General features: G+C 58.7%; 17 protein-coding genes, 1 tRNA gene and 4 pseudogenes. 8 read left to right on the plus strand and 14 right to left on the minus strand.

Annotated features, from left to right (window positions below):
- The first annotated feature begins 17 nt into the window (after positions 1 to 17).
- From QMK58_RS02015 to QMK58_RS02020, 3 genes and pseudogenes are all read left to right on the plus strand, one after another.
- A complete protein-coding gene (locus QMK58_RS02015; RefSeq protein WP_053153084.1) occupies positions 18 to 1,352 on the plus strand; it encodes an MFS transporter in 1,335 nt (444 codons plus the stop codon).
- Positions 1,349 to 1,446 (plus strand): annotated as a pseudogene (locus tag QMK58_RS28830) (DsbA family oxidoreductase); the annotation flags it as partial. The gene QMK58_RS02015 and the pseudogene QMK58_RS28830, both read left to right, overlap by 4 nt.
- Before the next feature lie 234 nt (positions 1,447 to 1,680).
- A pseudogene (locus QMK58_RS02020) lies at positions 1,681 to 1,890 on the plus strand (putative sulfate exporter family transporter); the annotation flags it as partial.
- Positions 1,891 to 2,192: 302 nt separating this feature from the next.
- On the opposite strand, the gene QMK58_RS02025 reads toward QMK58_RS02020, so the two are convergent.
- The gene (locus QMK58_RS02025) at positions 2,193 to 3,236 is read right to left on the minus strand and encodes an AraC family transcriptional regulator (RefSeq protein WP_053153088.1); all 1,044 of its coding nucleotides are present in this window, start codon (positions 3,234 to 3,236) and stop codon (positions 2,193 to 2,195) included.
- 360 nt (positions 3,237 to 3,596) lie between these two features.
- On the opposite strand from QMK58_RS02025, the gene QMK58_RS02030 reads away from it, so the two are divergent.
- On the plus strand, positions 3,597 to 4,670 hold the full coding sequence (locus QMK58_RS02030) for an alpha/beta hydrolase (RefSeq protein ID WP_082344396.1): 1,074 nt from the start codon (positions 3,597 to 3,599) through the stop codon (positions 4,668 to 4,670).
- Positions 4,671 to 4,776: 106 nt separating this feature from the next.
- Here QMK58_RS02030 and QMK58_RS02035 read toward each other — a convergent pair whose 3' ends face one another.
- The 9 genes from QMK58_RS02035 to QMK58_RS02075 form a co-directional block, all read right to left on the minus strand.
- Positions 4,777 to 6,426: a 3-(methylthio)propionyl-CoA ligase gene (locus QMK58_RS02035; RefSeq protein ID WP_320395797.1), complete on the minus strand. Its 1,650-nt coding sequence runs from the start codon at positions 6,424 to 6,426 to the stop codon at positions 4,777 to 4,779.
- Positions 6,427 to 6,608: 182 nt separating this feature from the next.
- Entirely contained in the window at positions 6,609 to 7,088 is a 480-nt protein-coding gene (locus QMK58_RS02040; protein ID WP_053153094.1) for a 2,4'-dihydroxyacetophenone dioxygenase family protein, read from the minus strand.
- A gap of 106 nt (positions 7,089 to 7,194) precedes the next feature.
- Positions 7,195 to 8,067, minus strand: a complete 873-nt coding sequence (locus QMK58_RS02045; RefSeq protein ID WP_218187245.1) for a TauD/TfdA dioxygenase family protein — start codon at positions 8,065 to 8,067, stop codon at positions 7,195 to 7,197.
- A gap of 707 nt (positions 8,068 to 8,774) precedes the next feature.
- Positions 8,775 to 8,850 (minus strand) — tRNA-Thr (locus QMK58_RS02050).
- A gap of 431 nt (positions 8,851 to 9,281) precedes the next feature.
- On the minus strand, positions 9,282 to 10,511 hold the full coding sequence (locus QMK58_RS02055; RefSeq protein ID WP_320395798.1) for a methyltransferase: 1,230 nt from the start codon (positions 10,509 to 10,511) through the stop codon (positions 9,282 to 9,284).
- On the minus strand, positions 10,492 to 11,181 hold the full coding sequence (locus QMK58_RS02060) for an ABC transporter permease (RefSeq protein WP_053153100.1): 690 nt from the start codon (positions 11,179 to 11,181) through the stop codon (positions 10,492 to 10,494). Before QMK58_RS02060 ends, QMK58_RS02055 begins: the two co-directional genes overlap by 20 nt.
- Positions 11,178 to 11,873 carry an ABC transporter permease gene (locus QMK58_RS02065; RefSeq protein ID WP_053153103.1) on the minus strand — a complete coding sequence of 232 codons (696 nt, stop codon included), beginning with the start codon at positions 11,871 to 11,873 and terminating at the stop codon, positions 11,178 to 11,180. The genes QMK58_RS02060 and QMK58_RS02065 overlap by 4 nt, the downstream gene beginning before the upstream one ends.
- A 77-nt stretch (positions 11,874 to 11,950) precedes the next feature.
- A complete protein-coding gene (locus QMK58_RS02070; protein WP_053153106.1) occupies positions 11,951 to 12,700 on the minus strand; it encodes an ABC transporter substrate-binding protein in 750 nt (249 codons plus the stop codon).
- Positions 12,701 to 12,713: 13 nt separating this feature from the next.
- Positions 12,714 to 13,487: an ABC transporter ATP-binding protein gene (locus QMK58_RS02075; protein ID WP_320395799.1), complete on the minus strand. Its 774-nt coding sequence runs from the start codon at positions 13,485 to 13,487 to the stop codon at positions 12,714 to 12,716.
- A 107-nt stretch (positions 13,488 to 13,594) separates the two neighbouring features.
- On the opposite strand from QMK58_RS02075, the gene QMK58_RS02080 reads away from it, so the two are divergent.
- Complete coding sequence (locus QMK58_RS02080; protein ID WP_156322293.1) at positions 13,595 to 13,825, plus strand: hypothetical protein; 231 nt, start codon at positions 13,595 to 13,597, stop codon at positions 13,823 to 13,825.
- A gap of 227 nt (positions 13,826 to 14,052) precedes the next feature.
- On the plus strand, positions 14,053 to 15,444 hold the full coding sequence (gene gabP, locus QMK58_RS02085) for a GABA permease (RefSeq protein ID WP_053153109.1): 1,392 nt from the start codon (positions 14,053 to 14,055) through the stop codon (positions 15,442 to 15,444).
- A 70-nt stretch (positions 15,445 to 15,514) separates the two neighbouring features.
- Here gabP and QMK58_RS02090 read toward each other — a convergent pair whose 3' ends face one another.
- The 4 genes and pseudogenes from QMK58_RS02090 to QMK58_RS02105 all read right to left on the minus strand — a co-directional run.
- Positions 15,515 to 15,967, minus strand: a complete 453-nt coding sequence (locus QMK58_RS02090) for a hypothetical protein (protein ID WP_053153118.1) — start codon at positions 15,965 to 15,967, stop codon at positions 15,515 to 15,517.
- 6 nt (positions 15,968 to 15,973) lie between these two features.
- Positions 15,974 to 16,390 carry a hypothetical protein gene (locus tag QMK58_RS02095; RefSeq protein WP_053153121.1) on the minus strand — a complete coding sequence of 139 codons (417 nt, stop codon included), beginning with the start codon at positions 16,388 to 16,390 and terminating at the stop codon, positions 15,974 to 15,976.
- A gap of 38 nt (positions 16,391 to 16,428) precedes the next feature.
- The gene (locus QMK58_RS02100; RefSeq protein WP_320395800.1) at positions 16,429 to 17,403 is read right to left on the minus strand and encodes an alpha/beta fold hydrolase; all 975 of its coding nucleotides are present in this window, start codon (positions 17,401 to 17,403) and stop codon (positions 16,429 to 16,431) included.
- Between the two features lie 69 nt (positions 17,404 to 17,472).
- A pseudogene (locus QMK58_RS02105) lies at positions 17,473 to 18,287 on the minus strand (PDDEXK nuclease domain-containing protein); the annotation flags it as partial.
- 331 nt (positions 18,288 to 18,618) lie between these two features.
- On the opposite strand from QMK58_RS02105, the gene QMK58_RS02110 reads away from it, so the two are divergent.
- The gene (locus QMK58_RS02110) at positions 18,619 to 19,068 is read left to right on the plus strand and encodes a hypothetical protein (RefSeq protein WP_053153127.1); all 450 of its coding nucleotides are present in this window, start codon (positions 18,619 to 18,621) and stop codon (positions 19,066 to 19,068) included.
- 181 nt (positions 19,069 to 19,249) lie between these two features.
- Positions 19,250 to 19,744 (plus strand): annotated as a pseudogene (locus QMK58_RS02115) (sigma-70 family RNA polymerase sigma factor); the annotation flags it as partial.
- Positions 19,745 to 19,746 lie beyond the last annotated feature (2 nt).

Raw genomic sequence — 19,746 nt, forward strand, 5'->3', positions numbered from 1 at the left:
CACATTGAGGAGGCTGTATGGCCTTTCACCCAATCGACGCGGCCGACGATGACGACTACGGTGGAGTCGGCGTTGCGCGGAAATATGCCTGGATTGTCTTCGCGCTGACGTTCGGCCTGTTGATTTCCGATTACATGTCACGCCAAGTGCTCAACGCGGTGTTCCCGCTGCTCAAGAGCGAGTGGGCGTTGAGCGACGGCCAGCTCGGTCTGCTCAGCGGCGTCGTTGCCCTGATGGTTGGCCTGCTGACGTTCCCTCTGTCGTTGATGGCCGACCGCTTCGGCCGGGTCAAGAGCCTGGCGTTGATGGCGCTGCTCTGGAGCCTGGCGACCCTGGGCTGCGCGGTGGCGCAGGACTACCAGCAGATGTTCATCGCGCGCTTTATGGTTGGTGTCGGTGAGGCGGCTTATGGCAGCGTCGGCATCGCCGTGGTGATCTCGGTGTTCCCCAAACATATGCGCGCCACCTTGGCCAGTGCTTTCATGGCCGGTGGTTTGTTTGGCGCTGTGCTGGGCATGGCGTTGGGCGGTGCTATCGCGGCCAAGCTGGGCTGGCGCTGGTCGTTCGCCGGCATGGCTCTGTTTGGCCTGGTGCTGGCGGTGCTCTATCCGTTGATCGTCAAGGAAGCACGCATTGCGCCCCAACGTGCCGCGCAGATTGCGAACAAGACGGCTGCCGCGGTCAAGCGTCCGCTGCGCACTTTGTGGTCCAGCCATTCGGTGATCGCCACGTACGTGGGTAGCGGTTTGCAGCTATTCGTCGGCGGTACGGTGATGGTGTGGATTCCCAGCTACCTCAACCGCTACTACGACATGCCCACAGACAAGGCCGGCGGCATGGCGGCGCTCATCGTGTTGTGCAGCGGTGTGGGGATGATTCTGTGCGGCATGCTCAGCGATCGCCTGTGTCGCCACTCACCGGAGCGCAAGGTCAGTCTGGCCATCGGCTTTTGCCTGGGCAGCTGCCTGTTGTTGTCGGCCGCTTTTGCGTTGCAGGCGGGGCCATTGCAGCTGTTGCTTATCTGCCTGGGCATGTTGATTGCCACGGGTACCACCGGTCCTGCCGGGGCGATGGTTGCCAACCTGACCCATTACTCGGTGCACGGCACGGCCTTCGCCACGCTGACCCTGGCCAACAACCTGCTGGGGTTGGCACCGGGGCCGTTCATCACCGGTCGGGTGTCCGACCTCATCGGTTTGCATGCCGCGTTTCAACTGGTGCCGCTGGTCAGCCTCGCGGCGGCGGTGGTGTTCTTTTATGCCAAGTGTCATTACCACAGAGATATCGCCCGGCTTCAGGGCCAGAGCGTGCCTGACCCTGTCAGTGAAGCCGGGTTAGAGGTGAGGTTGTGAGTCGTCGTTTACGTATTGATGTGTTTTTCGATTTCTTTTGCCCTGGTACCTGATCGGCGAGCGCCAACTGGAATACTCGCAGGTACAGATTCGACGTGCCGAGTGTGCAGTTCGGCCGGCAGAGGACGGTGGTGGGTTCACGACCCCCCTATGCGCTGCTGGCTTCCATGAGCGAAGCACTGCGCGAAAGTGATCGCGAGCGGTAACTGGCATGCCCGGCTCATTCCTGCACCTGCTGACAAAAGCCCGCCGACCGGGGGGACATACAAAGAGCGGCTATCTGTTCATTTCCACCCAACTCAAAGTCAATAACCACCCGGTCGAGATCATCAACAGCACCGGCTGGATCGCTCCGGTGGTGCAGGGATCGGTCAACGAACTGTCGCGCTGGTGCCTGGTGATTTCCATCAGTGCCCTGGGCATGAAGACCCGGCTCAAAGAGCTCGCAGCGGTTGGCATCAAGCCGATCCTGCTGATGGTGGGAGAGACGGTGTTTCTGGTCGTGCTGGTACTGCTGTTGCTGCACTGGGGCCTCTGAAAACAGGCTTCACCAGGTTTATGGCAGGGCTCTCTGGGCTGGCTCCTCGTTACGGTGAAGCTCACCACCAGTGCCACAAACATCGGTTTTTCGCGGCGACTGTACCAGCAGTCGCCATTTTTTATCACGAAGGTCGGGAAAGACGCGCTTGATCTACTTGAAAAAGAATTCGCAATACTCATATCACGCACTAGAGCGCCGATTTGTCAGTTGTGTTTGCTCGCACGAACATCATCAGTCAAATCGGCGCTGTTGTTTCTGAGTTTCCCGCAATTGCGCGAAACCCCTTTTTTGCCCTGTACTCAGAAGGATTTAGGGGCTGCGGCACTCTCTGCGCAGAGACCGGACTGTTTCTGCGCGCTGCGCCACGCCGCCGGAGGCATGCCGAACTGGTTGATGAACCAGCGGGTAAAGGAGCTGGCCATGGAGAAGCCGAACATGTCGGCGATGCGGCTCATCGAGTTGTTCGGGTTCTCCAGATAACGCAGCGCCAGGTCGCGGCGCACGTCATTGATCAGGTCGTTGAACGCACAGCCGTCGTCCTGCAGACGGCGTTGAAAGGTGCGCACGTTCATGCCCTGTGACAGGGCGATCTGCTCCAGGGTGGCGCGCCCCATGGGCAACAACAGGTAAATGGCCTTGCGCACCTCGAACAGCATTGAGGTGCTTTCATCGCCCTGCAACGAATCGACGTAGTCTTGGGCATAACGGGCCATGGACGGGTCGGCATTGGGATTGAACATATCGAGACTGGCTTCGGAGCAAACGATGCCGTTGAACTCGCTGCCGAATTCCAGATTGCAGCCGAAAAGGCGCTGATGCACGTGCAGGCTGTCTGGCGGCTGGTGCATGAAGTTGACGCTGTAGGGGCGCCACTTCGAGCCGAGCAGTGTCGAGCACAAGCGGAACAGCACGCCAATGACCAGCTCCGTGGCTTGGCGATTGGGCAGCAGTGTCTCGGTGACCATCACTGCACGAATGATCACCATCCTGCCGGCCTCTTCAACGAAGACTCCCAGGGAATCGTTCATCAGATGACGGTAGCGCGCCATCACCTGCAAGGCGTCGCGCAGGGTGCGCTGTTGGCTGAGCAGCAGGCTGACTACACCGAGGTCCGAAAGCTGGCGTGACTCGGCCATGCGCAGGCCGAAGGTCTGGCAATCGCTGGCGGCGGCCGAATCTTCCAGCAGACGTACGGCGGCATCGATGGGAATGCGGTATTCAGGGGCTTGCAGCTGAGCCTTGTTCAGGCCGGCAACTGCCAGCACGTTACGCGGGTTGAATCCCAGGTCTTGGGTAACTTCCAGGTATTTGGTCAAGACGGCAGCGCGAACAAGCTTGGGCATGTATACGATCTCCCTCGGCCGATGGCGGCGTTTCTTTTTTCATCGAAGGTGTATTGCGCGGGAAGACGGCGCTTGTGGAATTACTGATGGCGCTAGCGATCTTCAACCTTGGTCTGGCGTATTGCAGAGCAGGAAGTGCGGTCCCATTGTAGAGAACACGAGCGCGGCGTTATGGGCATGGCGGGATAATTTCTTTGCATATTGGGACACTACTGGCGAGCCAAGAATGGCGGCGGCAGAAGCAGCTCTATAGTCTTTCGTTCTGGCCCAATTTCACAATATTGTGTCCTGCTAAGCTCAGTGCAGGGCGCCCTCTCAGAGCTACCTTCAAGCCCACAACTAATAAGATGGAGGTAGATAATGGATACGCGAACTTCAATGTGTATCGGTCAGCCGCTCGCTGCAATGGAGCAGGTGGATGCCGACGATCCTGATGCATTCAACCACTGCTTTGCCGACGTCAACGGCATCCGCATGCACTACATCGACGAGGGCCATGGCCCGCTTGTCATCCTGCTGCACGGCTTCCCCTACCTCTGGTACATGTGGCGGCGCCAGATCGTGGCATTGGCCGAGGCTGGCTATCGGGTTGTGGTGCCCGATCAACGCGGGTTCGGGCAATCGGACCGCCCCGATGCCATCGAAGCCTATGACATGAGCCAGTCCGTCGGCGACATGGTGGGTTTGATGGCGGCCCTGGGCGAAACCTCTGCGGTGATCATCGGCCACGACCTGGGCGCCTGGGTGGCCCAGGCGGCCGCCATGTTGCGCCCGGATCTGTTCAGTGGCCTGGTGATGCTCAATACCCCGGTACCACCGCGGGGCAAGGTCAAGCCAACCGTGGGCTTGCAGGCCATGGCGAAAGGCCGGGTCTACCACCACCTGTATTTCCAGCAGCTCACCAAGCCGGATCGCGAGCTGGCCGCTGATCCGCGCAAGACCTTGAGCAGCGTCTTCTACTCGATCTCCGGCAGCGCCGTGGGAGCCAAACGCTGGCGTCTGTTTGTCGAGGCCGGTGAGCCGATTCTCAACGCCTTTACCGAGCCGAAGGGAGCGTTCCCGTGCTGGCTGAGCCCGCGGTCGCTCGACTACTACGTCGCCGAGTACACGCGCACGGGGTTTACCGGTGCCCTGAACTACTATCGCTGTCGCGACCGCAACTGGGAAATTACCGCGTTTCTCGACGGCGCGAAGGTCAGCCAGCCAAGCCTGTTCATCGGTGGTGCTGCCGACCCTTCCCTGGAGCCGGTGGAGATCCGCAGCCTCTACGACCAGATGGACGCCTACCTACCCGCTCTGCGCAAAAAGGTGCTGCTACCCGGTGTAGGCCATAGCGCCGCCGAGGAAAGCCCGGCTCAGGTCAACGAATTACTGCTGGAGTTTCTCGAGCAGTTGATGTCCGGCGACCCGGCCTCTAAGCCACCGGCTGGCTAAACCCCTTGATAGCGGTAATGCAAAGGCAGGGCGAACGCTACCGGTATCTGCCGTAACGTCCGCCCTGCCTTTGCACATGAACAGGGCTGGATTTATTCCTTGTTACTCAGGTGGCAGCCTTGACCAGCAGATGATCGCCGAACTGCTCGCGCAGGCGGTTCTTCAACACCTTGCCCGTAGCCCCCAGTGGAATCGCGTCGACGAAGACCACATCATCCGGCGCCCACCACTTGGCAATCTTGCCGTCATAAAAGGCCAGCAGATCTTCCCGGGTCAGGGCTGCCTGCGCTTTCCTGACGATGATCAGCAAGGGCCGTTCATCCCACTTCGCGTGTTTCGCGGCGATGCAGGCCGCCTGGGCGACTGAGGGATGGCTCAGGGCAATATTCTCCAGATCGATCGAGCCGATCCACTCCCCACCCGACTTGATCACGTCCTTGCTGCGATCGGTGATCTGCATGAAGCCATCACCATCGATGGTCGCCACATCGCCGGTGGGGAACCAGGTCTGGCCGGCGTGTTCGAGCAGCGGCGAACAGTCGCTTTCATTTCTGAAATAGTCGCGTACCACCCAGGGGCCACGCACCATCAGGTCACCCGAGGTCGCGCCGTCCCAAGGCAGCTCCAGGCCGTCCGCGTCAACGATCTTCATGTCGACGCCAAACACCGCCCGGCCTTGCTTGGATTGCACGGCATAACGCTCTGCCGGAGACATTTCGAGGTGCCTGGCCTTCAGGGCGCCGACGGTTCCAATAGGGCTAAGCTCCGTCATCCCCCAGACGTGCAATACCGCTACGCCGTAGGTTTGCTGAAAGGTGTGCAGCATGGACGGGGGGCAGGTCGCGCCACCGATGATGCTGCGTTTCATGCTGGAGAATTGCCGCCCGGTTTTTTCCAGATGACCAAGCAGGCCTTGCCACACGGTAGGGACACCCGCGGACAGTGTCACCTGCTCGGCTTCGAGCAGTTCGAACAGCGATGCTCCATCCAGGGCCGGTCCGGGAAATACAAGTTTTGCCCCGACCATGCACGCGATGTAGGGAAGTCCCCAGGCGTTGATATGGAACATCGGCACAACGGGCAGGATCACGTCGTGTGCCGAACAATTCAGGGCGTCAGGGAGCGCGGCGGCATAGGTGTGCAGCACCGACGAGCGATGACTGTACAAAACCCCTTTAGGGTTGCCCGTGGTGCCGGAGGTGTAGCAGAGCGTACTGGCGGCATCCTCGTCGAAAACCGGCCAGGCGAAGTCAGGGGATCCCTGTTGAAGGAGGTCTTCATAGCAAAGCAAGTTGTCGATGCCGGCATCCTCGGGCATGTGCGCCTGATCAGTCATGGCGATGAACGCCTTGACCCCATTGCAGCGCCCGGCGATGGCCTTGATCAGTGGCAAGAAGGTCAAGTCGAAGAAGATGTACTGGTCTTCGGCGTGATTGGCGATGTAGGCGACCTGGTCTTCATGCAGGCGAGGGTTGATGGTATGCACAATGGCACCCATGCCGGCAACGCCGTAGTACAACTCCAGGTGTCGATAGCCATTCCATGCCAGTGTGCCGATCCGCTCGGAAGGCTTGACGCCCAGGCGGGTGAGTGCGCTGGCCAACTGGCGCGCGCGATGGTGGCAGTCACGGAAGGTGTAGCGATGGATATCGCCCTCCACGCGACGGGATACGATCTGCGTATCACCGTGATGGCGGTCGGCATGTTCAATGAGTGAGGAAATCAAAAGCTGCTTTTGCATCATCAGGCCTTTCATGGCATCGCTCCGTTCGCTTGTCTGTGATCGGGGGAGCGAGCAGGCGGCCAGGCCCGGGTCAGATTTCGCGTCAAGACCGCGACCCGACACAGCCTGTTTCCCTCCCCTGAATGATTGCTAACCGGTAACTGGCCCGGTCGCCCCTTGAACCAGAGGCGCCGGTTTTTCCCGTGAAATCCGGGTCAGTTGAATGCCGTCAGGTCTTTCGGCGCGATGTTATGCTGCTCGCAATAAGCTAGATAGCGTTGCAACCCGGTCTTCCAGTTTTCCAGCGCGACGATGTTGTCGTTGCCGTCCAGGAACGCGAGATCGCCCGTCACTTGAACCAGCATGAGCGAATACCCGTCCGCGCTTCCCGTGCTGACGACTTCAGGTGTGTGAGTCGACGCGGCCGTCTCATAGACGATGCTGCCGGGGCCGGCGATCCAGTCATGCTCCTTGTATTTCCACTGACCTTCGATCGTGTAGACCATGACCGTGCCGGTGTGGTGGTGCTTGGGCAGTTGCATGTCCAGCGGCGCCTTCATCATGACGATCCATTCGCCACGGATCGGGTCGAGCTTGAAGTACTTGAGCAGGACGTTATCGGCATAAGGGGTAAACGGAATCCAGGGCAGGGATTCGCCATCGATGACTGCGGTGTCGACGTGTTCGTAGAGCATAGGTATCTCCGTTGATTGTTGTTTTGATCGGGAATTTTTCGGCGGCCGGGATCGTCCGACCATCACGGATGGTCGGGTGCCCGGGCTGTCTGTGTGGCAGTCAGGGTCAGGTCAGCGGGGTTCCCGCAAGAGTTGCGCGCAGCATCTTCCGTGGCGCGTTGCCGTAGTCAGCCACGGCGTAGTGCTGGACTTGCAGGTTGTCCCACATGGCAACGGTGTTGGTGCGCCACTTCAGGCGAACCTGGTATTCCGGGATGGCGGCCTGGGAGATCAGGTAATTCATCAGGTGATGAGCCTGGGGCATAAAGTCCTGGCCGTAGCGGATGTCCTCGAAGTTGAAGAAGTTCGAGAAATGGGTGGTGAATGCGGAATTGACGAACAGCACCTTCTCGCCTGTCTCGGGATGCACAAGCACTACCGGATGCTCGGCGCCGGGGGTCTTCAGAGCCATCGCGTGACGCTCTTCGCGTGGCAACTGGGCGCCAAAGGTCTGCTCGGCACCGTGCTTGGCATACAAGCCATCGATTCGTTGCTTGATGCTTTCGGGCAGCTTTTCGTAGGCCATCACCATGTTGGAAAACAGCGTATCGCCGCCGGTCTCCGGACCCAGTTCGCAGCGCAATACCGCGCCGCGGGGCGGCGCCTGCTTGTAGGTGACATCGGCATGCCAGAGGTTTTCGCGACTAGCCTTTTCCACATAGCTCTTGGGTTTGCTCGGATCGAGATTGCGGTACAGCATCAGCAGCTTGTCCGCCTCCGGATGGCTCGGCGCCAGGGGATGGGCTTCCAGTTCGCTGAATTGTGCGGCGAAGTGCTGTTGCTCCATTGGAGTGATGTTCTGGTCGCGAAAGAACAACACTTTGTGCTTGAGCCACAGGGCCCTGATTTCCGCGATCAGTTCGGGGTCCTGGGCAGCGTCGACAAGGTTGACGTTGCTGAGCTCTGCGCCGATGGCGGGTGTGCAAAGCTCTACCTTGATCGAATGCTGTCGCACCGACGACCGGATAAGGGCCGGTGCGGAGGGCGATGCTGGTGAAGGGCTGTTTTGGATGTCGGCGATTTTTGTCATTGTTGTCTCCAATCCGTGCTTGTACGGCGATGCGCAAGATGTGCATCCGGTATAGGTAGCAGGCCCCTACTGATGGCAGAGGTACTGGTCCTATAGTAGAGATCTCGGGCACGAGACTATGGGCGCGGCGGGACAGTTTTTTAGCATATTGGGACGGCGCGTCGGGGCCACGGACTCAGCTGATTAATGTCCACGCTCCGGCGTAGTTTTGCCTGCTGGGACAGAATTTCTAGAGATGGGCGGAGGAGTGCATATCGTGAGGAGCATCGATGGCGTTGAAAATCCACGCAAGATGGCTGAATCGCCCCGGGTTTCGTAGACACCTCTTTGCCTTAAAGCATGGTTTCAACAATCAGCTGTCGCCGGTAGAGTTTGAAAAGCATTACGCAATGAGCTTGCAAGGTGTCTGGAGAATCCGGGGCGATTCAAGGTGTGAACGTTCAAGCCCGTCGAGCCACTGTTCCGACAAAAAAAAGACGCAATTGCCCGTGCTAGCTCAGTCACCGAGACAGTGGATTGAGTGGTAAAAAGATGGGGTGTTTTTATTTGATGCTAGCCCGGTGCTAGCCCGAGGAAGAAACAAAAAAGGCCCGCATCGCTGCGGGCCTTTCTGTATATGGTGCCGGCACCAGGAATCGAACCCGGGACCTACTGATTACAAGTCAGTTGCTCTACCATCTGAGCTATACCGGCGTGTCTGGGCGACGATTATAGCGATTGGGAAGGTTATGTAAACCCCTGAATTCTGACTATTTTTACGTGGAGCTTTGGTGAGGTTTTTCAGTCGTGCGTTGTGGTGGTCGTGCGACGTGACGGAGTCTTTTGCAACGGGACACTTTTGTTGAAAATTCACTCAACATCCACGGATGGATTCTCTGCCGTAAATGTCCAGATTTCGGCGTTTATGTCCTTTTCATTGAATGCTTATGCACAATGCAAGGTGATGTTTCGCTGCCCGATTCGAAAATTTGTGGAGTTGTTCTCATTGGTCCGCAAATGCCTGTTTTTTCGATTTTTTATGCAGGTGTACGAATATTGAACAGGTTCGTTTCACTCTTGAAACACGCTTGATTATTGGATCCACGATAATTTAATCAACAGAGTTATCCACAGGCTCCGTGCAGTTAAGCGCGCTCAGCCAAAAGCAGGAAATTACGCGGCGTGAGCGGGGTTTCGCAGAAGGTGCCGAGGCGAACGGTGTATCCCTTCTCTTCAAGGAAAAGTGCCCGGTCGAGGACGAGCCAAAGCTCCAGCGGACGTCGGAAAAGTCCGCGCAGCAACTCGAGGTTGCGCACTTGCGCCAGTCGTTGCCAGCCTGCCGCTTCGAGCGCTGTCCAATCCTGCGGACCAATTGTGGATAACTCTTTGAGTGCGGCCAGATGATGGCAGTACTCGGAGAGGGGTTTTTCCAGCCAGGCTGTCGGCAGGGAGGGGGTTGGCAGGTACTCGTCAATACCGCGCAGTTGCCGTTGTAGCAGGTCGAAGCCCAGGCGTCGGGCCATTGAGGTGTCGCGCTGACGTCTGACTCGGGCACCGGCGGTGACCGTTTCACTCATTGGCAACGCCAGATCATCAAGCGACAGCTGGAGGTGGGAGCCTTGGGCGATAAGAGAAACCGGTGAATATTCCGGCAGGGTGGTCCGGTTGTAGCAGCACGGGGCGATGGCGAGTTGTTTGCAGCCTGCGGCGCTGGCGAGCTGGATCAGGCGCACGTGCAAGTCACCGCAGGCGTGCAGGGCGACGGGCGTGTGTTCGGCCTGTAAAAGCGAAGCCGCGTCGGTGGCGAGTACATCTTGCTCGACGTGCAACGCATGCAGGTGATGGCGTTGACTCAGCGCCTGACCGCTGGCGACCAGTGCCGGGTCGTATTCCAGGCACGTCAGTTGTTGGCCCGGTTGCAGCAGGCGTCGGCCCAGATACCCTTTGCCTGAGCACCAATCCAGCCAATGCCTGGGCGTATTCGAAAACTGCAACCGACTGGCAAACGCCTCGATCTGCTGCCATTTACGCCCCGGTACGTCGACGTTCAATCGATGGCCTGCGGCTTCAAGCGTATGGGCAGGCAATTTATCCACAGCGCTCAACGCAACGGACATCGCTGCCAGCGAAGCGAAAGGTTCTGGTGCGTTCAGAAGGTCTGGATGGTTGTGGGCGCTTTCCGCTTCGTCCAGCGAACGACCGCGAAGCCAAGCGGCCAATTCCGGGTAGGAGGCTTCCCAGGGAAGGTTCAGATATGTGAACGGTCGTGGCTTCCACAGCGCTTGATGCTCGGTGAGAAAAGCATCCAGCGCGGTGAAACGGGCGAGTAGGTGCTCGCCCGTCAACACGCGGGAATCAACGCCCCTGGCAGGCATCGACGCGCAACCAGCGCTCCAGCAACTTGAAGCCGCGTACCAGCACATAAGCCATCACCAGGTAGAACATGCCCGCGGCGAAGAAGATCTCCACCGGCAGGTAGGTCCGGGCAATGATGGTGCGAGCCATGCCGGTCAGCTCCAGCAACGTCACGGTACTGGCCAGGGCGCTGGCCTTGAGCATCAGGATCACTTCGTTGCTGTAGGCCGGCAGGCCGATGCGCGCGGCGCGTGGCAGGATGATGTAGAACAGCGCCTTGGGTTTGGACATACCCAATGCTCGGGCTGCTTCGATCTCGCCCGGTGGAATCGCCTGAATGGCGCCGCGCAGGATCTCGGCGATATAGGCCGCAGTGTGCAACGTCATGGTCGCCGTGGCGCACCAGAACGGATCACGCAGGTACGGCCACATCGAGCTGTTACGGACCGCATCGAACTGCGCCAGGCCGTAGTAGACCAGGAACAGCTGAACCAGCAACGGCGTGCCACGGAAAAAGAAGATGTAGCCGTAGGGAAATGCCCGCACCCACCACAGACGCGACGAGCGGGCGATGCCCAGTGGAATCGCCAGCAGCAAACCGGCGATCACGGCGATGGCCACCAGCTCCAGGGTCAGGGTTGCGCCCTGGGCCAGCTTCGGCAGCCACTTGATGATGACTTCCCAGTTCATTGGGTGCTCCTCGCGAAGCCGCGAGCGGCACGTTTTTCCAGGAAGTGCATGCCGGTCATGGCGAGAACCGTCAGGCCCAGGTACATGAACGCGGCCACCATATAGAAGGTGAACGGTTGTTTGGAGACGGTCACGCCGATTTGTGCGTGACGCATGATTTCTTCCAGGCCGATCACCGATACCAGTGCGGTGTCTTTCATCAGGATCATGAACAGGTTGCCCAGGCCGGGCAGGGCGATGCGCCACATCTGCGGCATGATCAGTTTGGTGAAGATGCGAAATTTCGACAGGCCCAGGGCTACGCCGGCTTCACGATGGCCTTTGGGAATGGCGAGGATCGCACCGCGAAACACTTCCGTGGCGTAGGCGCCGAAGCACAGGCCCAGTGCAATCACACCGGCGGCGAAGGCATTGAGTTCCAGGTCGGGGTTGCCGAAGAACTCGCCCAGGGCACGCATCAGGTTGACCGTGCCGAAGTAGATCAACAGCACCCAGAGCAATTCCGGGATGCCGCGCACCAGGGTCGAATAAGTACCGCCAAGCCATTGCAGCGGCTTGTACGGGGAAGTCTTGGCCAAGGCGCCGAGCAGACCGAGCACCAGCCCCAGGCACAGGGCCGAGAGTGCCAGTTTCACAGTCATCAGCGCGCCAGCGGCGAGCGCCGGGCCGAATCCGTAGAGGTCGATAATCATGGATTTCTTTTCAAATCGCGGCGGGCGATGCCGAGAACCGGCGCCGTCAAAGGACGGCGCCGATCAGGCAGTCAGGATCAATAGATGCTGAACGGGAAGTACTTGTCGTTGATCTTCTTGTAGGTGCCGTCAGCGACGATTTCTTTCAGCGCATCGTTGAGTTTGGCGCGGATCGGGTCGCCTTTACGTACAGCAATACCGATCTTGTCGCTTTCTTCCACGGGATCGCCCTTGAATTCGTAGGAACGGCCGGCGTCGCTTTTCAGCCACTCGTAGTTGACGTACTTGTCAGCCAGGATGCCGTCCAGACGACCGGAAGTCAGGTCGAGGTAGGCGTTTTCCTGGGTGTCGTACAGCTTGATGGTGATGTCGTTACCATAGGTGTCTTCAAGGAAGGTACCGGCCAGGGTCGCGCGCTGGGCACCGATGATCTTGCCTTTGAGCGCTGCTTTATCGGTTTTGAAGTCGACGTTTTTCGGCGCGATGAATTGCAGCTTGTTGGAGTAGTACGGGTCGGTGAAGTCCACCGCTTGCTTGCGCTCGTCGGTGATCGACATCGAGGAGATCAGGAAGTCGAACTTCTTGGCGTTCAGGGCCGGGATGATGCCATCCCAGTCGGAGGTGACGACGGTGCACTCGACTTTCATCTTGGCGCACAGGGCGTCGCCGATTTCCTTGTCGAAGCCGACGACGTTGCCGCTGGCATCCTTGTTGTTGAACGGCGGGTAGGCCGCTTCGATGCCCATCTTCAGCGTTTCAGCCATGGCCCCGGCGCTGAAGGCCAGGGTGACGGCGGCAGCCAGGAAGACCTTTTTGTAGTTCTGCATGCGGGTAGCTCCGTTAGCGGTTGCTGGACATGAATTGTTTGCAGCGCGCCGAAAGCGGGTTTTCAAACACCTGCTGTGGCGGTCCTTGCTCTTCTACCAGGCCTTGGTGAAGGAACACCACTTCGCTGGAGACCTGACGGGCGAAGCCCATTTCGTGGGTCACGAGCAACATGGTGCGGCCTTCCTCGGCCAGTGCGCGGATGACATTAAGTACTTCCTGGACCATTTCCGGGTCAAGCGCGGAGGTGGGCTCGTCGAACAGGATGACCTTGGGCTGCATGGCCAGCGTGCGGGCGATGGCCGCGCGTTGCTGCTGGCCACCGGACAATTGCGCCGGGTAGGCGTGGCGCTTGTCGGCGATGCCGACCTTGGCCAGCAGGGCTTCGGCGACTTCGATGGCTTCGGCCTTGCTCTGGCCAAGCACGCGGCGCGGCGCCTCGATGATGTTGTCGAGCACGCTCATGTGCGGCCACAGGTTAAAGTTTTGAAACACAAAACCGATTTCGCTGCGCAGGCGATTGATCTGCTTGCCGTCAGCGGCAACCAGTTCGCCGTTTTTCGCGGCTTTGAGCTTGAGTTCTTCGCCGGCCACCAGGATCTGGCCCTGATGCGGGTTTTCCAGCAGGTTGATGCAACGCAGGAACGTGGACTTGCCGGAACCGGAAGAACCCAGGATCGAGATCACGTCGCCGTCGCGGGCGGTCAGCGAGATGCCTTTGAGCACCTCCAGCGAACCGTAGCGTTTGTGCAAGTTGCGGATTTCAAGCGCGGGCGTGGCCTCAGCCATGTGCGTTCCTCATATATGTTGCGCTCCTGCTGTTTGGCGGCCTTCCTGGCGAGGCGGCCAACCTAGCATAGCGTTTCAATGGCAGCCAACAGCACTAAGGACGGTAAATGGCTGGTGTGTGGCAGGTTGTCGCATCGGCGCAGCAGACTGTCGCCCCATTAACAACCGAACAGCCGTTTGAACCTTGTCTGTCGATAAAAAGCGCGGTGGCTGCCGCAAAAAAAGGCGCGATGTTGCCAGCTTTGACAGGGTGTTGGAAGCGCTATCCGGCCAAATGCACCGCTTGTGCACTTTTAATGTGCGCGAAGCCATTTTCAGGTGTGTTTCCGGTGCGCTGATTCACCACACAAAGTGAGTCGCAGGGTAACGTTCTGGCGAAGTGCCATTAAATTCAATGGCTTGCGATGACTGTCCGGTCTGGTTGTAATCGCCGGGTTAGAAGGATTTGAAATATTTTGGCGCAATTATTGCGTGCAGAATCCGGAACGCCCCGTTGGTTTCTTTTTACGAGAAGGATCACTAAACGGGATGCATGCATTCGCTTCTCCTTACAAAGGTAGTTTTAATGAGCAGTACCCAAAGCTCTAATGGCCTCGAACAGGGGCTCAAACCGCGCCACGTGACCATGCTGTCGATTGCCGGCGTTATCGGCGCCGGCCTGTTCGTCGGCTCGGGTCACGCCATCGCTGCTGCCGGTCCGGCTGTTCTGTTGGCGTACGCCGCCGCCGGTATGCTGGTGGTATTGGTGATGCGCATGCTCGGCGAAATGGCCGTTGCCTCGCCGGACACTGGTTCGTTTTCGACTTACGCCGACCGCTCGATCGGTCACTGGGCCGGTTTCACCATCGGCTGGTTGTACTGGTGGTTCTGGGTTCTGGTGATCCCGCTGGAAGCCAACGCCGCTGCGACCATCCTGCATGCCTGGTTCCCGGGTGTAGACATCTGGGCCTTCGCCCTGGTCATCACGATGCTGCTGACGGTGACCAACCTTTTCAGTGTGAAGAACTACGGTGAGTTTGAGTTCTGGTTCGCCTTGATCAAAGTGTTGGCCATCATCGGTTTCATTGTTCTGGGCATCATGGCGATCTTCGGCTTCATGCCGAACAGTCAGGTCAGCGGTGTTTCGCACCTGTTTGACACCCAAGGCTTCCTGCCAAACGGCATGGGCGCAGTGTTGGGCGCGATCCTGACCACCATGTTCTCCTTCATGGGCACCGAGATCGTGACCATCGCGGCCGCGGAATCGAAAGATCCGGGCAAGCAAATCTCCAAGGCCACCAATTCGGTGATCTGGCGGATCGGCTTGTTCTACCTCGTATCGATCTTCATCGTTGTGGCTCTGGTGCCATGGAACGACCCGATTCTGGCCAGCGTCGGCTCCTACCAGACTGTGCTTGACCGCATGGGCATTCCAAACGCCAAGATGATCGTCGACATTGTGGTACTGGTTGCTGTGACCAGCTGCTTGAACTCGGCGCTCTACACCTCGTCGCGCATGCTGTTTTCCCTGGGCAAGCGTGGCGATGCGCCGGCGGTGTCCACGCGCACCAACAAAAGCGGCACGCCTTACTGGGCGGTGATGATGTCCACTGGCGCAGCGTTCCTGGCGACCTTCGCCAACTACGTGGCCCCGGCGGCAGTGTTCGAATTCCTGCTGGCCAGTTCTGGCGCCATTGCGCTGCTGGTGTACCTGGTGATTGCGATCTCGCAGCTGCGTATGCGCAAGCAGCGTATGGCTCGCGGTGAGAAAATCGTCTTCAGCATGTGGTTGTTCCCGGGGCTGACCTACGCGGTGATCGTATTCATCGTTGCGGCCCTGACCATCATGTTGTTCCAGGATGCCCATCGTGTGGAAATCCTCGCGACCGGTCTGCTGAGCCTGATGGTTGTCGCTGCCGGCTTGCTGGTATCACGCCGTCGAAAACTGGAGAAACGTGGCGCGGTCGTGCTGAACTGATTCGCACCGCGTAATGAAAACGGCCGCTGTCAGTGATGACGAGCGGCCGTTTTTGTTTGGGGCGTGACCTTTACTCGGCTTTTTCTTGCGGCGCTTCCAGCGACTCGCGGTAGACATCCAGTGCAGCGCTGAAATCGGCGATGAACTGCGGCTCACTCAGCCATGCCTGGGCGCTCTCGCGATCCATGCCATCGGCCCACATGCGGTAGTCGATCAGCATGTCGGCGGCCAGGTGGGTGGCGGCCATGCCTTCGTCGTCGGCGTTTTCCATGTCCAGCAGTTCTGGATGGTCGATGATGATAAAGGCGAGATTTGTCAGCAACACCGAGAGCATTTCGCTGCGGCTGACGGCTTCGGCGTCGTGCATTTTGCTGAACATTGCCAAGGTGTATTCCGGGATCGGCTCGGCAAGGTGGCCAAGGTCATCGTCCAGCTCGACAGGTTTTCTGCCGTGGATGTTGATCTGCTTGGCTTTGGCTTTTGCGCGCTTGGCACGTTTCTGTTGCTTGTTCAGGGAGGCCATGGGAACTCAGTTCGGTTTCTGTTGGGTTTGCGCGGCAATGGCGTCGGACGCCGCCACGTAGTCGGCCTGGAAGGCCGGTGATTCGATCCACGCCAGGGCGCCGGCCTCGTCGGTTTCGGTGGACCATTGGCGATACTCGATCAGTGCGGCAAGGATGAAGTCCATCGCGCCTTCTTCGCCTTCCTGTTCGTACACCAGTTCCAGCAACGGGTCTTCGAGGAAGGCCGTGCACAGGGCTTGCTGGCTGGTCTTTTCGGCGTCGATCATTTTCTTGAACAGCTCGGTCAGGTCCACCGATTCGAAATCGATGCGGTCGTCGTTCGGGTCCAGTTCGACCGGCGCAGCGGCCCGCTGGGTGCGGTTCTGCTTGGCCTTGGCCTTGGCGCGTGAGGCGCGTTTTTGCTGTTTGCTGGCGGAGGCCATGGGCGTCGTTCCGTAATTCGTGAAAAAGGGCAGGTGGCTCAGCTGCGCGGTACTGTCCGCCCGGGTGTGTCGGGGGCCAGTTCGCCGTTTTGCAGCCAGGACAGTGCAATGGGCCATAGTGTGGCTTGGTATGCGCTGCGAAAAAAGGCGAAATGTCCGACTTCTTGTTCGCCGATGTCTTCAGGAGCGATGCGCAAGTGGGTGTTTGAGCTGCCGGTGAAGTAGCTCAGCAAGCGTTCAATGGCCGGAATCGTGCCGTAGGGATCGTCGCTGATGCTGATGGCGAGGATTTGCGCGGTCACGGCAGCGAAGGGCAGGCGACCGACGGTTGCGTGGAGCACGCGGCTGCTGGGGCGCTTCTCGTATCGATCGGTCGGCGTACTCCAGTCTCGAACGACACCAGCCGGTGTGTCTTCCAGCCAGCCGAGACGCTTGCCGGGGAAGTAGCCGCAAACCCTTGTCACCAGCGGCATCAGCACATGCCATTTGCCGAACATCCGCCAACGATGGGCGGGCGCGTAGTCGCGCCAGTAGGCGAATTGCGCGCCGACGGTCACCAGGCGACGGATCAGATGCCCGGATGCTCCCAGGCCCGCCGCACAGCCGCCAAAGCTGTGACCGACGACATCCACAGGCTGCCCCGCAAACTCCCGCTGTGCGCGCTTGAGCATCGCCTCGAAGTCCAGCGCTCCCCAATCGCTCCATGAAGCCTCAAGCCCTTTTAGAGATCCCGCACGCGATTCGCCGATACCGCGGTAGTCATAGGTGATGACGTCGAAACCGTTGGCGAACAGGTAGTCGGCGAAGCGCGAGTAATGGCGGCAACGGACTGAGGTGGCGGCGTTGATGATCACGACCGGGCGGGCAATGTCTTGAGCGGCGTGGCGCCAGGTGAAGCCACCAAGGATGAAGCCATCCGGTGCCGCTTCCTTGAACGACTTGCCGGGTTCGGGAATCGGTAGCGTCAACTCGATGTGGGTGGGGGCCAGTGGCGGCGTTTCCTGCAAACTCATCGGCTTCAGACCTTTGCGGGTAAGTTGCCAACGATAGTCTTGATGCCGTTGATGGACAATCCATTCGCCTCAACGCAGTTGTCGATGAGTCAATCGCTCTTCAAGTGCCGCTCGCTCCCGATCCAGCCCATTGCCCAGTTCCTCCTCACTCGGCAGGACAAGCTTGTATTTACTGGCGAACAGCTGCTCGTTGCCTTCAAGCACTGAGTAGCGCACCACGGATTCATCGTTTTGCGCACAGAGGATGATGCCGACGGTGGGCCCGTCTTCCTCGCCGCGCTTGAGGTCGTCATACATGCGCACGTACATGTCCATCTGCCCCACATCCTGATGGGTCAGTTCGCCGCGCTTGATATCGAAGATGATGAAGCACTTGAGCAGGTAGTTGTAGAACACCAGATCAATGTAGAAGTCTTTGCTGTCGGTACTGATGCGTTGCTGACGGGCAATAAATGCGAAGCCTTTCCCAGCTCCAGCAAGAAGCCTTGCAGTTGTTCGATCAGCGCTTGTTCGATTTCGCTTTCCTGAAGGTTGCCTGCGTTAGGCAAACCAAGAAACTCCAGTACCACGGGGTTCCGAACGAAATCTCGAGGACTGGCCTTTATTTGCTGGATGTTGGTGGCCGCTTCCTGTTTGAGCGCGCCGCGATCTCGACTGGCCAGGAGGCGCTCGTCGTACAGCGTATTGATCTGGCGTTCCAGGGCACGGCTTGACCAGTTTTGGCTGGCGGATTCGTTCATGTACCAGAGACGAGCGCTGTCGTTGTCGACTCGAAGCAGGCGACGGTAGTGAGTCCAGCTCAATTCGAGACGCAGTGCGTCGCGAATTGGAAACACTTGATAAAACTGGCGCATTTTTCGCAGGTTTGTCTCGTCAAAGCCCTCAATTCCCCCAGGTTACCTGGCAGCAATGCAAGTTTTGGGTCTTGAGTGTCATTGGGTGCGAGGTCCGTCATCAGGTCTTCCGCAGCAGGTTGAACAGGCGCAAGAGAATGACAAGTGAATGCCACGGGAAGATGCCGGGCATTACTGCGAAACAGGCACGAAATACGGACTGCGCTGGCAGGACGTATCTGATGGCGGAGGAGTTTAAGGGACAAATGACGTAGTACGTTTCGTACTCATCCAAAGGCCAAATGAATCTAAAACCCCTCCCGCCGGGAGGAAATCCAAAGTAGGTAACGATTGGGTTCAACAGAACCCGGGAGTCGCCATCATGAAAACCACCCATTCATTCATGTTGTCCCTCGCCGCCGTCAGCATTTTGCTGCTTCCTGCCCTATCGCCCGCCGCGAGCCTTGAGCCTATCGATAGCTCAGGCGTGCAGGTTCAGCGGCAGGAACAAAACGGCATCACCTACCTTTCCGGAGGGATCGGCGAGGATGAAGCAAAGGCCATCCAGCAGACGACGGGTTATAACCTGCACATGACGTTCTCTGTCGGTACGGGAGATGAATACACGCCAGACGTAAATGTCGTTATCCAGAAAAAGCCCGGGGAAACTGTGCTGACGCTCAATGAAGCCGGTCCGCTGGTTTACGTGCAATTGCCTGCCGGCAAGTACATCGTCATTGCCACGCGCAACGGGCAGTCACGGCAAGACACTGCCGATGTCGGCAGCGGTGCGCCTCGCAATCTGGTTTTCCACTGGAATGATGCAAGTTGACCAGAGGCTCTAAACCATGGAGCGGAAATCAGCCCTGGATCTTGCGATTCAGGGTTTTTCGTTTGTGTCCTACAGATCGTGGCGTTGAAAGTTCCCAGGCCAATGAAAGATACTGTTTCTCATTAACGCCTGCGAACAGATTCCATCGTCTCGCTCAATTCACCCCCGGATTTGTCCCTCGATGCCGCCAACGCCCAGCCTGCTGCTGAGTTTCCAGGAACATTACGACGATTTGCTCAGCTTCCTCACCCGGCGCATGAGTGACCGTCAGCGTGCGGCCGATGTTGCGCAGGAAACTTATCTGAAGTTGTTGAATGTCGATGAGTCGGTGGCGGTGCTCAATGATCGCAGCTTCATCTTCCGCGTGGCGGGGAATCTGGCGATCGATACGTTGCGTCGGGAACAACGCTTGAGCGGCAATGTTGCGGACAGTCAGGAGTATGTCGAGGCGGTCGATCCGGCACCGCCGCCAGAAGCGGTGTTCCTGGCCAAGGAGCGCTTGGGGATTCTCGACGATGCCTTGCAGCAACTGTCGCCGAACGCGCGCCAGGCCTTGTTGCTCAATCGCCTGGAAGGCTTGACCCAGGCGCAGATCGCCATCGAACTGGGCGTCTCCGAAAGCATGGTGGCAAAATACATCGGCCAGGCCCTGCGTCATTGCCGCGACTGGTTGAAAAA

Source organism: Pseudomonas sp. P8_241, from assembly GCF_034008315.1.
GTDB lineage: Bacteria > Pseudomonadota > Gammaproteobacteria > Pseudomonadales > Pseudomonadaceae > Aquipseudomonas.

Excerpts from the sequence above, each read along its gene's own strand:
- QMK58_RS02015 (WP_053153084.1), top strand. The coding sequence starts at position 18 with ATGGCCTTTCACCCAATCGACGCGGCCGACGATGACGACTACGGTGGA.
- QMK58_RS02025 (WP_053153088.1), bottom strand. The coding sequence starts at position 3,236 with ATGCCCAAGCTTGTTCGCGCTGCCGTCTTGACCAAATACCTGGAAGTT.
- QMK58_RS02030 (WP_082344396.1), top strand. The coding sequence starts at position 3,597 with ATGGATACGCGAACTTCAATGTGTATCGGTCAGCCGCTCGCTGCAATG.
- QMK58_RS02035 (WP_320395797.1), bottom strand. The coding sequence starts at position 6,426 with ATGAAAGGCCTGATGATGCAAAAGCAGCTTTTGATTTCCTCACTCATT.
- QMK58_RS02040 (WP_053153094.1), bottom strand. The coding sequence starts at position 7,088 with ATGCTCTACGAACACGTCGACACCGCAGTCATCGATGGCGAATCCCTG.
- QMK58_RS02055 (WP_320395798.1), bottom strand. The coding sequence starts at position 10,511 with ATGCCTGCCAGGGGCGTTGATTCCCGCGTGTTGACGGGCGAGCACCTA.
- QMK58_RS02060 (WP_053153100.1), bottom strand. The coding sequence starts at position 11,181 with ATGAACTGGGAAGTCATCATCAAGTGGCTGCCGAAGCTGGCCCAGGGC.
- QMK58_RS02065 (WP_053153103.1), bottom strand. The coding sequence starts at position 11,873 with ATGATTATCGACCTCTACGGATTCGGCCCGGCGCTCGCCGCTGGCGCG.
- QMK58_RS02070 (WP_053153106.1), bottom strand. The coding sequence starts at position 12,700 with ATGCAGAACTACAAAAAGGTCTTCCTGGCTGCCGCCGTCACCCTGGCC.
- QMK58_RS02075 (WP_320395799.1), bottom strand. The coding sequence starts at position 13,487 with ATGGCTGAGGCCACGCCCGCGCTTGAAATCCGCAACTTGCACAAACGC.
- QMK58_RS02080 (WP_156322293.1), top strand. The coding sequence starts at position 13,595 with ATGGCTGGTGTGTGGCAGGTTGTCGCATCGGCGCAGCAGACTGTCGCC.
- gabP (WP_053153109.1), top strand. The coding sequence starts at position 14,053 with ATGAGCAGTACCCAAAGCTCTAATGGCCTCGAACAGGGGCTCAAACCG.
- QMK58_RS02090 (WP_053153118.1), bottom strand. The coding sequence starts at position 15,967 with ATGGCCTCCCTGAACAAGCAACAGAAACGTGCCAAGCGCGCAAAAGCC.
- QMK58_RS02095 (WP_053153121.1), bottom strand. The coding sequence starts at position 16,390 with ATGGCCTCCGCCAGCAAACAGCAAAAACGCGCCTCACGCGCCAAGGCC.
- QMK58_RS02100 (WP_320395800.1), bottom strand. The coding sequence starts at position 17,403 with ATGAGTTTGCAGGAAACGCCGCCACTGGCCCCCACCCACATCGAGTTG.
- QMK58_RS02110 (WP_053153127.1), top strand. The coding sequence starts at position 18,619 with ATGAAAACCACCCATTCATTCATGTTGTCCCTCGCCGCCGTCAGCATT.